At 63.2% G+C, this 13,682-nt stretch carries 14 protein-coding genes; 6 read left to right on the top strand and 8 right to left on the bottom strand.

Features of this window, described 5'->3' with window-relative positions:
• Positions 1-106 precede the first annotated feature (106 nt).
• A complete protein-coding gene (locus ARUE_RS13525) occupies positions 107-1,582 on the top strand; it encodes an APC family permease (protein WP_014922138.1) in 1,476 nt (491 codons plus the stop codon).
• Positions 1,583-1,656: 74 nt separating this feature from the next.
• On the opposite strand, the gene ARUE_RS13520 is transcribed toward ARUE_RS13525, so the two are convergent.
• Together ARUE_RS13520 and ARUE_RS13515 are read right to left on the bottom strand one after the other, a co-directional pair.
• On the bottom strand, positions 1,657-2,559 hold the full coding sequence (locus ARUE_RS13520) for a MoaF C-terminal domain-containing protein (protein ID WP_014922137.1): 903 nt from the start codon (positions 2,557-2,559) through the stop codon (positions 1,657-1,659).
• Between the two features lie 19 nt (positions 2,560-2,578).
• Positions 2,579-3,325, bottom strand: coding sequence for an IclR family transcriptional regulator (locus ARUE_RS13515; protein WP_014922136.1), 747 nt, complete (start codon positions 3,323-3,325; stop codon positions 2,579-2,581).
• A gap of 129 nt (positions 3,326-3,454) precedes the next feature.
• Here ARUE_RS13515 and ARUE_RS13510 point away from each other — a divergent pair, with 129 nt between their 5' ends.
• A complete protein-coding gene (locus ARUE_RS13510) occupies positions 3,455-4,789 on the top strand; it encodes an MFS transporter (RefSeq protein ID WP_011775207.1) in 1,335 nt (444 codons plus the stop codon).
• Positions 4,790-4,866: 77 nt separating this feature from the next.
• Here the strand turns inward: ARUE_RS13510 and ARUE_RS13505 are convergent, their stop codons facing one another.
• The gene (locus tag ARUE_RS13505) at positions 4,867-5,550 is read right to left on the bottom strand and encodes a phosphoribosyltransferase (RefSeq protein ID WP_014922135.1); all 684 of its coding nucleotides are present in this window, start codon (positions 5,548-5,550) and stop codon (positions 4,867-4,869) included.
• A 70-nt stretch (positions 5,551-5,620) separates the two neighbouring features.
• Between ARUE_RS13505 and ARUE_RS13500 the strand changes: the two genes are divergently transcribed.
• The gene (locus ARUE_RS13500) at positions 5,621-6,034 is read left to right on the top strand and encodes a winged helix DNA-binding protein (protein ID WP_011775205.1); all 414 of its coding nucleotides are present in this window, start codon (positions 5,621-5,623) and stop codon (positions 6,032-6,034) included.
• Positions 6,035-6,091: 57 nt separating this feature from the next.
• Here the strand turns inward: ARUE_RS13500 and ARUE_RS13495 are convergent, their stop codons facing one another.
• From ARUE_RS13495 to ARUE_RS13475, 5 genes are all read right to left on the bottom strand, one after another.
• On the bottom strand, positions 6,092-6,922 hold the full coding sequence (locus tag ARUE_RS13495; RefSeq protein WP_014922134.1) for an alpha/beta fold hydrolase: 831 nt from the start codon (positions 6,920-6,922) through the stop codon (positions 6,092-6,094).
• 1 nt (position 6,923) lies between these two features.
• Entirely contained in the window at positions 6,924-7,253 is a 330-nt protein-coding gene (locus tag ARUE_RS13490) for a biotin/lipoyl-containing protein (RefSeq protein ID WP_014922133.1), read from the bottom strand.
• Positions 7,246-8,331 carry an alpha-ketoacid dehydrogenase subunit beta gene (locus ARUE_RS13485; protein WP_014922132.1) on the bottom strand — a complete coding sequence of 362 codons (1,086 nt, stop codon included), beginning with the start codon at positions 8,329-8,331 and terminating at the stop codon, positions 7,246-7,248. The genes ARUE_RS13490 and ARUE_RS13485 overlap by 8 nt, the downstream gene beginning before the upstream one ends.
• Positions 8,324-9,376 carry a thiamine pyrophosphate-dependent enzyme gene (locus tag ARUE_RS13480; protein ID WP_051024982.1) on the bottom strand — a complete coding sequence of 351 codons (1,053 nt, stop codon included), beginning with the start codon at positions 9,374-9,376 and terminating at the stop codon, positions 8,324-8,326. The genes ARUE_RS13485 and ARUE_RS13480 overlap by 8 nt, the downstream gene beginning before the upstream one ends.
• Before the next feature lie 138 nt (positions 9,377-9,514).
• A complete protein-coding gene (locus ARUE_RS13475; RefSeq protein WP_011775200.1) occupies positions 9,515-10,900 on the bottom strand; it encodes an amino acid permease in 1,386 nt (461 codons plus the stop codon).
• Positions 10,901-11,074: 174 nt separating this feature from the next.
• On the opposite strand from ARUE_RS13475, the gene ARUE_RS13470 reads away from it, so the two are divergent.
• From ARUE_RS13470 to nadA, 3 genes are all read left to right on the top strand, one after another.
• On the top strand, positions 11,075-11,548 hold the full coding sequence (locus tag ARUE_RS13470; protein ID WP_014922130.1) for an Lrp/AsnC family transcriptional regulator: 474 nt from the start codon (positions 11,075-11,077) through the stop codon (positions 11,546-11,548).
• Positions 11,549-11,649: 101 nt separating this feature from the next.
• Positions 11,650-12,369: an NUDIX hydrolase gene (locus tag ARUE_RS13465; RefSeq protein ID WP_011775198.1), complete on the top strand. Its 720-nt coding sequence runs from the start codon at positions 11,650-11,652 to the stop codon at positions 12,367-12,369.
• A complete protein-coding gene (gene nadA / locus ARUE_RS13460) occupies positions 12,366-13,673 on the top strand; it encodes a quinolinate synthase NadA (protein WP_014922129.1) in 1,308 nt (435 codons plus the stop codon). Before ARUE_RS13465 ends, nadA begins: the two co-directional genes overlap by 4 nt.
• Positions 13,674-13,682: the final 9 nt, after the last annotated feature.

Here is a 13,682-nt window from a genome sequence, read left to right as displayed (position 1 = left end):
ACCCTGCCGTGTGAGACAAGTCACGCCGCGGCCCTGCGGTGGAAGATTGCGGAATGACAGACACCGTGCCGCGCAATCTCCCGCGGCACCGAGGCAGGAGCACACTATGAGCGACGACAACCCCGTCAAGGGCAGGGCGGCCGGAGCCGTAGGCACCAAGAGGCGGCTGGGCGTACCGGCAGTAACCTTCATGATTATCGCGGCCTCGGCGCCGCTGACCGTGCTGGCGGGCGGTGTCACCACCACTTTTGCGGTCACCGGTGTCACCGGCGTGCCGCTGTCATTTCTGATCCTGGGTGCAATTTTGGCGCTGTTCGCTGTGGGCTACGCGGCCATGAGCCGTTACGTCACCAACGCAGGAGCGTTCTACGCATACATCGCACAAGGCATCTCACGGCCGGCAGGCGTGGGCGCGTCGCTGATTGCCCTCATGGCCTACAACCTGATGCAAGTGGGCATTTACGGGTTGTTTGGCTTCACGGTCTCCTCGCTGCTGTCCGCACGGCTTGGTGTGAGCGTTCCTTGGTGGATTCCCGTGCTGGTGTGCATCGCAATCGTCGGGTGGCTGGGCGTGAACAGGGTGGACCTGTCCGCCAAGGTGCTCGGCATCCTGGTGGCCCTCGAGTTCCTGGTGGTCATCGTGTATGACGTCATCAGCCTCGCCGTAGCTCCGGAGGGCATCAATGCAGCAACCTTCAGCCCCGAAAGCCTGTTCGTTCCCGGCATCGGAGCCGTTCTCTCGTTCGGCATCGCCGCCTTTATGGGCTTCGAATCGGCCGCTATTTATGGTGAGGAATCCAAGGACCCCAAGCGCACGGTAGCCCGGGCCACCTTCGCTGCCGTTGGGATCATTGCAGTCTTCTATGCAGTCTCTGCCTGGGCCATGACCGTGGGGGCGGGGCCGTCCGCTGTGATTGAGGCGGCCACCACCAGCGGCCCCGACATGATTTTTGCCTTTCTGGGCACTCACGGCGGTGTGCTGCTCAGCGACATCGCCCAGATCCTCTTTGTGACCAGCCTTTTCGCCGCTCTGGTCAGCTTCCACAACGCAGTAGCCCGCTACTTCTTCTCTCTCGGCCGCGAGCGCGTCCTGCCGTCAACGCTGGCCAAAGTCCGGGTGGGCAGCGGGGCACCCTTCGCCGGTTCGTTGGCGCAGACGGTGATTGCCGTCGTCGTGACCTTGGCCTTCGCCGTTGCGGGATCCGGTTCCGAGCTCGGCGAACTGTACCCCGTGCTGACCATGTTCACTTGGCTGACCAACAGCGGGGCCATGGGCCTGGTGTTGCTGATGACTGTGGTATCGGTGGCGGTGATCGGGTTCTTCCGCCGGCAGCAGCATGGGGCAAGCCTGTGGGTCAGGGTGATCGCTCCGGGCCTGGGCTTTGTGCTTTTGGCCATCGTCTTTGTGCTCATCATGGCCAACTTCAACGTTTTGCTGGGACAGACCGAATCGACGGCTGTCACCTTTGTCTTGCCGATGCTGGTCCTGTTGCCCGGAGTGGTTGGTGTCATCTGGGGTTTGCGTCTGCGGCGCTCGCAGCCGGCACTGTACGCCCGGATCGGCCATGGGGCTGAAAGCTGATACCCAGCCACTAGCAAAGGAAGCCCCGGCGAGCGTAACGCTCACCGGGGCTTTCTTGTTGTCTTCCCCTAGGGCTACATCCCCTTGGCCGGATCAAGTTCCGGGCTGTGCCGGCTGATGCTGATCAGGCGGCCGTGGGCACCGAAGGTGAAGTGCACGGGTTCCGTGCCTGCCTCGTCCCAGCCGAAGAGGCTGCCGTGGGACCTGATGGCGTGGGGATCCCGGTGGTCGGCGATGGTGACTGAGCCGCACGGTATGACTTTTTCGCGCCAGGTGAACACGAAGATTCCGGGCCGGACCTGAAAAACGGTGTTCGAGTCCGTGTCCGCCAGTCCGCGCTCCGGACCGGCGAGGCACTGCCACGTGTACCAGGTGGGGCTGAGGTAGATGTGCTCATATGCGTGCGATTCGCTGTAGACCCATTCAACGCGGCGGCCAATAAGTGCGTGACTCTCTGAAATTTCCGCCCCCGTGCTGTGGTGACCATCGAGTGTGCCGGGGCGGAAATCGTGGTGGACGGCGACGCTGGAGGCTGATGCCCTGCCGAGCGCCGCGCCAATGAAGAGGGCCCTGCCGTGCAGCAGGTCCAGGACCAGGGAAACTGCGATTTCGGGATCCGTCTGACTCTGCCACTGGGCGTAGTACAGTCCCTCGGCTACCAAGAAGGCCTCATAGGGGGCGGTTCCTGAATGACCGGCGGCAGCCCATTGAACTTCTTCATCGTCGAAGCTGAACGTCATGGGTCCTCCGTCGTTGCGGACGGAGAACTGTGTTCCTGCTAGGTCTTGCACGGTGGGGGCCTTGTTGGCGTCGAAGCCGGGGGCCAGGCCATCCAGTGGCAGCCAGTTGGAGGTATCAAGGAGATTCAGGCTCATGGGTTCCTTCTCGTGCTCGAAAGAAGGCCGGACGGTGTGTCCGGTCCTTCTTCGAGTATTCGCTTTGCCACGGCTGCCGTCTTGTGCTGTGGGGCACGTCACTTGACCTGCGAAGAAGGGTTCAGGCCAGCTGGCTCTCGATCCGGGCTGCGCTGGCGGCCAGCGCCTTGCCCACGGCGTCGGCGTCCTGGTCCAGGCGGATATAGACGACGGCGATCGCTGCCGGCCGTCCGCCGGGAACCCGGATGGGGGCAGCGATGGAGGAGAGCCCGGCGATCACTTCGTCATGGCTGGTTGCGTAGCCCAGGCGGCGGGCCTCGTGGGCTTCGGCCCGGTAGGGGTTCCCGGCTCCTACCTGCTGCCAGCGTTCTTCCGTCATGGTTGATTGGATGGCTATCCCCGGGGCGCCGGTGGCGATGGGGTGGCGGTTCCCGGGGTGTTGGGCGAGGGCGGCCCCGGAGTGCCGTGGTTCAACGGTCACCAGGTTGACGCATTCCTGGTGGTCCCACACTGCGACGAAAGCGGTCATGTGCAGCGTGTTCGCCAGTTGCGTGAGCTCGGGCAGTGCGGCCGTTTGAAGGTTTCGTGACACTCCGCGGGCAAGGACCGACAGTCCGGGGCCTGGTTGAACGCGTCCGGAGTCGTCGCGCACCAGCAACGAGTGATCCTCCAGCGTCCGCAGGATTCGATAGGCCACGGACCGGTGGACGCCCAGGGCCTCGGTGAGTTCGGCAATGCTGAGGGGGCGTTCGGCTGCGGCGAGAATCTCCAACGCGCGGATACCGCGTGAGAGCGTTTGCGACGGCGGAACCTGCGTTGCTGCTTCCGGTGGACCCTTGACGTCGCTGCGGGGATTCATGCGAACCATTCTATGGTGGCCCAAAGCCCAGGGGTCTGTGCTTTGGGTCACAGGATGTAGTATTCTTTCCTAACTGACCGTTCTGTCGGTTAATGCAAGTCAAGCGCCGACCAGTCACTCTCACCCCATGGAGTTCCAATGACCGCAACTTCCACTGTCGACTCTCCGTCAGGACCCAGCAGCAAGCGCGAGGAGCGCAGGGTACTGGCCGGGACGTTGGTGGGCACCACCATTGAGTGGTACGACTTCTTCATTTTCGCCCAGCTCACCGCCACCCTGTTGGCGCCGTTGTTCCTTTCTCCCTTGGAGAAGTCCAACCCGGGAGTGGCCCAGCTCCTGTCGTTCGCCACGATCGGCATCAGTTTCCTGTTCCGTCCTCTCGGGGCCTTTGTCGCCGGACACCTCGGCGACAGGATGGGCCGCAAGGCCGTGCTTGTCATGACACTGGTCATGATGGGTGCTGCCACTGCGCTGATCGGCTTGCTGCCCACCTACGCAACCATCGGCGTATGGGCGCCTATCCTGCTCATCACGCTGCGCGTGGTCCAGGGGTTCTCGGCCGGTGGCGAGTGGGGCGGTGCTGCACTCATGGCTGTGGAGCATGCGCCGCTTAAGAAGCGCGGACTTTTCGGCGCCTACCCGCAGATCGGTGTTCCGATCGGCATGATCCTGGCCACCGGTCTGTTGTTCCTGCTGCAGTCGGGGATGTCCAAGGAAGACTTCGCGTCTTGGGGATGGCGCGTGCCGTTCCTGCTGTCCGTGGTCCTCATCGTGGTGGGATACCTGATTCGACGCGCCGTTGGTGAGAGCCCTGTCTTCAAGGAGATCGCCCAGCGCAAGGCCGAAAGCAAGGCACCCCTGGGTGAACTGTTCCGCAAGAACAAGAAGGAAGTTGTTCTTGCTGCCTTGATCTTCATCGCCAATAACGCGGCCGGTTACCTGCTGATCGCCTTCTTCATCTCCTACGCCACACGTACGTTGAAGATGCCTACGCCGCAGGTCTTGCTGGCCACCACCATTGCGTCCTTCGGCTGGCTCATCTTCACCATGGTGGGCGGTTGGTTGTCAGACAAGATTGGTCGCGTCAAGACGTTCCTGATCGGTTACGGCTTGGTCTTCGCGTGGATGATTCCCATGTTCGTGCTGATCGATTCCAAGGACATCCTGCTCTATGGAACCGCACTGTTTGTCCTCACTATCGGATTGGGTCTGTCCTACGGTCCTATGTCCGCCATGTACGCCGAGATGTTCCCTGCCCAAGTCCGATACTCGGGAATTTCCATCGGATATGCGCTGGGTGCAATCCTGGGCGGCGCTTTCGCTCCGCTCATTGCCCAAGCTCTCCTGGATACCACCAAGTGGTCCGGATCAGTGGGCATCTACATCATGGTTCTGTGCGTCATCTCCGCAATTGGCGTGATCTTGGCCAAGGAAACCCGTGGCCGTCCGCTGGGATATAGCGTCCACCACTAGAAGCTGCAAAAAAGCATAAAAGACGGGTGCGGTCCCAGGGGACCGCGCCCGTCTTTACGTTTAGATCACGACGGCGGCTACTTACGGCCGCTGGCCCCGGCGCCTTCAAGCTGGCCTACGACGTCGGCGTCGGACAACTGCTCGAAGCGGTCGTAGAACGCGCCAACTGCATGGAACTTGCCGGGCGTGTGCAATGCCATCACAAAGTCGCAGACCCGGGCCAGCGACGTCGAGGCCTCAAGGGAGGCAACCGGCACTGCGGCGATGACGGTGCTGGCACCGCCGGACCGGACGGCTTCCACGGCTGCCCGCATGGTGGCTCCTGTAGCGAGTCCGTCGTCGGCCAGCACCACTGTCTTTCCGCGGAGATCGTGGCCGATACCCGGGTAGCGGTTGGCGCGGCGGATCAACTCGGCCCGTTCATGGGCTTCCACGGAGTCCAAGGCTGACTGGGAAATTCCGTGGGCCAGGACGAGCTCCTTCAAGGGCCTGTTAACGATCCGAAGGACATCGCCCTGCGACCACGCCAGGGCCCCGAAAGCGGTCTCGTCACGCCCCGGAATACCCAGTTTGCGGACCAGCACGGCGCCAAACGGCAGGTACAGTTCCGCGGCCGCGGCTGCGGCTACCGGGACTCCGCCACGGGCCAGGCCCAGGACGATGGTGTCCGGCCGCTCCCTCAGTTGGGGGAGTCCTTCAGCCAGGCGTCGACCGGCTTCCGCACGGTCCTTGAAACGCATGCCCATCTGCTCCACTTCCACGTAATTCGTTGCACTCCCAGCCTACAGTCCACACCTTGCCCGGTGGCGCCCCCACTGAAAGCATGGCCTTGTGAACAAGCCCATCGGATATTGGATCAAGAGGTTGGACGCCGCATTGGAAATCCAGCTGGACGCCACCCTGGCCCGGATCAAACTCACCCGGCGCCAATGGCACACCTTGGGCACGCTGTCGGAGGGTGCCATGCGGCCTGATCGACTGGAGGACATCCTGCAGCCGCTGTGGGGCGGCGATGCCCGGCTACGCGAACGCGAACTTGCGGCCTTGGTGGGGCGGGGAATGATCACCATGATCGACGACAGGCTGGCGCTGAGCGAACGTGGAAGGGAAAAATACCACGAGGCCCAACGCTTGGTGGAAGACGCGCGTCAGGACCTGTCCATGGGCATAGGCATCGACGAGTACGCGATGGCCCTGAGTGTGTTGGAGCGCATGAGCCTGAACGCCGAGCGGCTGGCCCGCTGACGTCAGTCAGGAGTACCAGCCGCCCGCAAAGCTATTTCCGTTCTATACGCCGGGCTCCTACACGCCGAGGAACCCGACGGCAGCTTCCTTGAACGCCCGGCTTGTTATGACATTGGTATGGGTGCGTCCCGGGATCACCAAGGTCTCCACCATGCCGCCACGTTTGCCGGCAATGGAGGCCAGCTCCGGCATGGTGGCTGCCCGTTCGTCTTTCTCCCCGGCCACGAGCAACAGTGGCATGTGAGGGGCGGCCTCCGCAGGATCGAAAGGTTCGCCCTTGATGGCCTCGATGAGCGACAACATGGCAAACAGGTTGTTGCTTGGAAGCATTTGCGCCATCTTCAGCAGGCCTGCCGTGGACCCGTCCTCAATGGGTGTGCCGTCGGCCAGATGCCGCTGTGCGGCCACGAGGTCGAAAGCTGCCAACGGGTCCGCCGAGCTCGGCCCGCCCAGAACGATGCGGTGAACGAGGTCCGGCTGGGTGGCGCCGAACTCCCACGCCAGCCTGGAACCGAGCGAGTAGCCAATGACGTCGAGTCCCGTGGACGGGTCGCCGTCGCGCAGGGGCCGCGCCCCGGCGTCGTTGACTATCTGGAGAAGGTCAGCACGAATGCGGCTGGGCGTGTACGAATCCAAATCCTCAGGGGAGTGGCTCCGGCCATGACCAGGCAGGTCCACGGTGATGACCCGGCGGCCTGCGTCCTGAAGGGTGGTGATCCAGCCGCTGTCCACCCAGTTCAGTTTCGTGGAGGAAGAGAAGCCGTGGATAAGCAGGACGGGGCGCAGGCCGCCGTCGGTGGCCGGCTCGTGGACTTCCACGAACAGCCCGGGATCCGTGCCCTCTACCGTGTGCCTGTGCTGTTCCATGGTGTGCCTGCCGGTCATCATGTCAGTCCTCATCGAGTACGGCGCTCAGGCGGACCCGGCGCTTGGGTGCTTCGTCCTTCGGAACAGTGCCCACGATCCCGGCGGTGTCATCCGGGACCTCGAACACGATCAGCGGCTCGCCAACGTTGATTGTGTCACCGGGCGCACCGTGAATACGCACCACTTTACCCGCCTGCGGGCTGGGCAATTCGAGGGCCGACTTAGTGGTCTCCAGCTCCACGATCGCTTGGTTGCGTTCCACCTGCTGACCGGGCTCCACGAGCCAGTCCAGCACGGTTGCCTCAATGAGGCCCTCACCGAGGTCGGGGAGCGGGAAGGAAATTTCAGCCACGGCGGTACTCCAGTACGCGTTGGATCCCAAAGAGGATGCGGTCGATGTTGGGAATGTATTCGTCCTCCAGGTCTCCGGACGGATAGGGCACGTCGAAGCCGGTCACACGTTCCACCGGCGCCTTGAGCGTCGCGAAACAGCTCTGCGTGATGAGTTGGGCGACTTCGGCCCCCAAACCTGAGGTCAGCGGCGCTTCATGGACGACGACGGCGCGGCGCGTCTTGCCAACAGACCTCGCCAATGCTTCGGCATCGATCGGTTTCAGCCAGCGCAGGTCCAGGACCTCGATGTCGATCCCGTCCTCGGCAGCCAACTCGGCAACCTGCAGGCAGCGGGAGACCATGGCGCCCCACGCCACGAGGGTAAGGTGGCGGCCTTCCCTGGCCACGCGGGCGCCGCTGAGACCGGCAGCGTCGTCCGTGCCGTCGTCGTGTGTTGCCGGACCCGGAACTGCGGAGGCGACGTCCACCGGTCCCTTCTGCCAATAGCGGGACTTGGGCTCCATGAAGATGACCGGGTCCGGGCGGGTCGCGGCGTACTTGAGCTGGTGGTAGGCGTCGTGCGGGGTGGACGGTGAGACCACTTTGAGTCCCGGTACGTGGGCGAAGAGCGCCTCCAGGGACTCGCCATGGTGTTCGGGTGCGCGGATGCCGCCGAAGCTGGGCACACGCAGCGTGATGGGCATGGGCAGGGTGCCTCGGCTGCGGTAGTTCATCCGGGCGATCTGGCAAACGATCTGGTTGATGGCCGGGTAGGCGAAGCCATCGAACTGGACCTCGGGGATGGGATGGAAGCCTGCCATGGCCAGGCCCACGGACATTCCGAGGATGCCGGACTCTGCCAGCGGGGTGTCGAAGACGCGGTCCTCGCCGTGCTTCGCCTGGAGACCGTCGGTGATGCGGAAGACGCCGCCCAGCCGGCCGCAGTCCTCGCCGAAGATGACCGTCTTGGGGTTCTCGGCCAGGATCTCGTCGAGGGCACGGTTGAGTGCTTGCTGCATGGACAGTTGCTGAACGGACCCGGCATCGGTGGCCGTGCTGCACTCAGTACTGCGCGGATCGGTGATGGTCTCAGACATGTTCGGACTCCTCGCGCCACGCGGTGGCTTGGGATTGAAGGGCGGGCGTTGGTTCCTGGAAAACCAGGCCGAACATTTCGGCGCCGGGGCGGGGGCCCAGGTCTTCGATGCCGGTACGGATGGCTTCCTCTTCTTCTTCGGCCTTCCGCTGCGCTTCGGTGAAGAAGGCCTCGTCTGCAATCCCTTCGGCGAGCAGCCGCTGCTTGAAACGCTCCAGCGGATCCTCTCCGGCGTCCAGCCGTTCTTCATCCAGCGTGCGGTAGCGGCCGGGATCGTCGGCGGTGGAGTGCGGCCCGCGGCGGTAGGTCATGGCTTCGATCACCACGGGTCCGTTGCCGGCGCGGCAGTGCGCGAAAGCGGAACGAGTGGCTTCGAAAACAGCTACGACGTCATTGCCGTCCACCTGCAGGGCCGGAATTCCGTACCCGGCAGCGCGCGCCGCGACGGAGCCGCCGGCAACTTGGCGTTCCGTGGGGACCGAGATGGCCCACCCGTTGTTCTGGATGAAGAAGACGACGGGGGCTTTCATGACTGCGGCGAAGTTCATGGCTTCGTGGACGTCGCCCTGCGAGGAGGCGCCGTCACCGAAGTACGTCATGGCAACGCCCGTTTCACCCGCGGCGTGGCCGGAGAGGGTTTGGCCGTGAGCCCAGCCGACAGCGTGCAGGACAGACCCCGCAACCACGGCCTGAATAGGTGCGAACCTGGATTCCAAAGGGTTGTACATGCCACCGTGCCACGTGGCCTTGTGGGTGGACATGTACCCCACCATGTCCAGGCCCATTGCCCGGGCAACGCCCATCTCACGGTAGGTGGGGAAGACGAAGTCACGGGTCCGGTCAACGGCGTAACCGCTGCCCACTTGTGCGGCCTCCTGGCCGAGCTCCGGCGCATAGCCCGGGATGATGCCTTGGCGCTGCCAGGCGACAGCAGAGGTGTCCAGGTGCCGGACGGCTGCCATCAGGGTGTACAGCTCACGGAGTTGATGGTGGGTGAGCGGGGCCGAGTCATCATCGACGGCGGCCAGCACAAGATGTGTAGTCATGGCTGTGACCCTAGTCACCCAATGAAGCTGTGCGCAATCAGCTCAGTTCAAATGAAACACTTTGTACAATTTGGGCACACAAAGAAGCCCTGCACGGTACAAACTGTGCAGGGCTTCTTGATGGCAATGAGCAGCTGGTTACTCGACGGATGTGGAGTGTTTGGCAGCCTTGGCCTTGGCGTTGAGGAAGCAGCCGGCGGCGATGACCAGGATCAGGATGAACGTTCCGATCAGCTGCCCGGCACTTTCCGGGTTGGCGAAGCCCACCACCAGGATGAGGCCCAGCAGGACGAGGCCCACGATGGTGAGGAAGGGGAATCCCTTCATGCGCAGCGGCAGCTCTGTGCCGTCCCGGTCAGCCCTGCGGCGCAGGATGAACTGCGACACCAGCGCGGTACCCCACACTACAAGGCACGTGGATCCGACAAGGTTCAGCAGGGCCGGCAGGATCTTCTCCGGGAACAGCAACTCGAGGACCGTGGCGATGAAGCCGAAGGCAACCGAAATTCCGACGGCGGCAACGGGAACCTTTGAGCCGCTGAGGCGGGACAGGAAGCCGGGAGCTTCCCCGCGCTCTGAGAGGGAGAAAATCATGCGGGAGGCGCCGTAGAGGTTGGCGTTGAGGGCGGACAACAGGGCGACGACGGCTACCAAGGTGATGGCCGCTCCGGCGCCGGGGATCCCCGCAAGGTCCAGCACGCCGGCGAACGGGGACTTCAGTCCTTCCGATCCCACGGGAAGAACGGCTGCGATGACAAACACGGAGCCGATGTAGAAGACCAGGATGCGCCAGACCACCGTGCGGATGGCCTTGCCTACGCTGTGGGCAGGGTTCTCGGTTTCGGCAGCAGCAACGCTGACGATCTCGGTTCCACCGAACGCGAAGATCACCACGAACAAGGCGGCGGCGATGCCACCGATGCCGTTGGGGGCAAAGTCGCCGAACGCTGAGAATCCGGGGGAGGGAACGTTTGGCAGCCAACCGAACAGCAGGGCTGCGCCGATCAGCAGGAAGATGACGATTGCGGCCACCTTGAGGATGGCGAACCAGAACTCGAACTCACCGAAGTTGCGGACGCCCACCAGGTTGATTCCCGTGAAGACCACCATGAAGACCAGCGCAAGGACCCATACGGGGATGACGGGCCAGATGGAGAACAGTAGCCCGGCTGCGCCGATGGCTTCGGCGGCAATGACCACCACCAGCTGGAGCCACCACAGCCAGCCGATGGTTCCGCCGGCGGTTTTGCCCATGGCTTTCTCTGCGTACACGGAGAACGCGCCGCTGTTCGGGTTGGCGGCGGCCATCTCGCCGAGGGCCCACATGACCAGGATGATCAGGGTGCCGGCGACGAGGTAGGAAATGAGGACTGCCGGACCGGCCGCCTGAACGCCTGCCCCCGAGCCGAGGAAGAGGCCCGCGCCGATCGCGCTGCCGAGCCCCATCATGGTGAGCTGGCGCGGCTTGAGCGAATGGCCGAGGCCGGATGTTGGCGCAGGAGCCGCGATGGACTTCGTTGTCATACGTGTCTACCTTCTATGGATTACATGCTGGTTTGGCGTGCTGGCCTCATGGGTTTGGCACGCGGGCGTCGACGACGCAGCAAGAGCCGTGGAATAATTCTCGCAGTTTGTAAGATACATCACTTTTTGCTCTAGCGATGTGATGGGTATGGATCCCCGGGGACAGGAACTTTGATGCTGGTCGATGCGCTTGATGCAAAAATTGTACGTTTCTTCACGGATTCACCACGATCTTCGGTGCTGGAGGCCTCCCGCGTGCTCAGGGTTGCCAGGGCCACGGTGCAGTCCCGGATCGATCGCATGATCGAGAACGGGGTCATCGGTTCATGGGTTCCGCAGCCCGATCCGGCCAATTTCGGATTCCCGGTGGTGGCCTTCTGTTCGGTCACCATCACCCAGGAGATCGGCCATGACGCGATCATTGAAAGCCTGAGTGCCATTCCGGAGATTATTGAGGTCCACACAGTCACGGGAAACTCGGACCTTATGGTGAGGATCGCGGCGCGGTCCAACCCGGATATGCAGCGCGTCCTTGATGCCATGATTGCCACCAAGTCCGTGGTCCGCTGCTCGTCGGTCATCGTCCTGAACAGCCACATCCAGGGCCGCACGCTGCCGCTGATGGAAGCGGCTGCGAAGCCAGTGTGACGTAAAGCATTTTGCTACGTGCACATCGAGTCGTACCATTAGTTCTAGTCAACATGACTTTAACTAATGATCCGGTCTGGACCGGACGGCGATGAAGCGAGGTGAACGCCGTGAACACCAACTCAGCGAACGTCGCCGAGAGGCGTCTCGCACCGCCGTCGTTGGCTATTTCAACGGTGATTTTCGCCCTCCGCCCCAGCGAAAAGTCCGGGCGCCCCACCCTGTGGCTGCCGCTGGTCCGCCGCATTCGTGAACCCTACAAAGACATGTGGGCGCTCCCGGGTGGACCGTTGGCCCATGACGAATCCCTGCAGGACGCTGCCTCGCGGAACCTCCGCGAAACCACCGGCCTGGCGCCCCACTACCTCGAGCAGCTCTACGCTTTTGGCGGCCTCCACAGATCGCCCACCCAGAGGGTTGTCTCCATCGTGTACTGGGCACTGGTGCAACCCACTGAAGCTGCCCTTGCTGACGAATCAGAAAACGTGCGCTGGTTCCGGGCGGACCGGCTCGGAGAACTGGCCTTCGATCACAACGCAATCGTGGACTACGCGTTATGGCGGCTCCGCAACAAGATGGCCTACGGGTCCATCGCCTACCACCTGCTGGGAGAGTTCTTCACCCTCGCCCAAGTCCGCGAAGTCTACGAGGCCGTGCTGGACCGCCAGCTCGATCCCGCAAACTTCCGCAGGCACGTCAAGGCAACACCGGAAATCGAAGAAACCGGTGAATACCTCCAAGGCGGAAAACACCGCCCACCCCGCCTCTACCGCTTCACCGGCACGCCCGGCCTCGGGCCAGACAACAGGAGTACACCATGAGCAGCGTCAACACTGCCGTCCAGCTGATCACTCGCGAAGAAGCCGAGAAGGGCCTCTCCCGCGCAGGGTCCACGTGCAGCCCGGCCTTGGCCAGGGGCCCATGGGAGTATGACCTTGCCGAGTCCCTCGCCGGTGAGCCCGCCTATGGCCCGGGCGCCTCAAGTGACGACGTTGCGCCCAAAGCCACGCCGCGCCAAGGCCAGCTTCCGGAAGAATACAAGAAAGCCACCGACGCCGAACTTGACGTTCGTATCCGGGCCGCCAAAGCGACGCTGGGGGACCGCGCCGTCATCCTGGGCCACTTCTACCAGCGAGACGAAGTCATCCAGTACGCAGACTTCGTAGGCGACTCGTTCCAGCTCGCCAACGCAGCACTGACCAAGCCGGACGCCGAAGCAATCATCTTCTGCGGGGTCCACTTCATGGCCGAGACAGCGGACATCCTCTCCACGCCCCAGCAGGCAGTCATTCTGCCCAACCTCGCCGCCGGTTGCTCCATGGCCGACATGGCAGACGAAGACTCTGTAGAGGAATGCTGGGAGCAGCTGGAAGAAATCTTCGGCACGGAGCCTGACGCATCCGGCCGGGTACCCGTCATCCCCGTAACCTACATGAACTCTTCCGCTGCCCTGAAGGCGTTCTGTGGGCGCAACGGTGGAATCGTCTGCACCTCGTCCAACGCCAAAGTGGTCCTGGAATGGGCCTTCGAGCGCGGCCAGCGGGTCCTGTTCTTCCCCGATCAGCACTTGGGTCGCAACACCGCCAAGGCACTGGGCGTCCCGCTGGAACAGATGCCCATGTGGAACCCGCGCAAGGAATTCGGCGGCAACGACGAACATGCGCTGCTGGACTCCCGCGTCATCCTCTGGCACGGCTTCTGCTCAGTCCACAAGCGCTTCAACGTAGGCCAGATCGAAAAAGCCCGGCTGGACTTCCCCGGCGTCAACGTGATCGTCCACCCCGAGTGCCCCATGGAGGTAGTGGACGCCGCCGACTCCGCCGGTTCCACCGACTTCATCAAGAAGGCCATCGCAGCCGCAACCGAGCCCACCACGTTCGCCATCGGAACCGAAATCAACATGGTGAACCGGCTCGCCGCCGAAAACCCGCAGCACACCATCTTCTGCCTCGATCCCGTCATCTGCCCGTGCTCCACCATGTACCGCATCCACCCCGGCTACCTCGCCTGGGTCCTTGAGGAGCTCGTGGAAGGACGCATTGTCAACCGGATCACGGTGGACGACTCCGTGCAGGACAACGCCAAGATTGCGCTGGAGCGCATGCTGGCTGCCAAGCCGGCCTAAGCCAGCAGG

Source organism: Arthrobacter sp. Rue61a, assembly GCF_000294695.2.
In the GTDB taxonomy this organism is placed as follows: Bacteria; Actinomycetota; Actinomycetes; order Actinomycetales; family Micrococcaceae; genus Arthrobacter; species Arthrobacter aurescens_A.
This window is presented reverse-complemented; position numbering and strand designations above follow the sequence as displayed.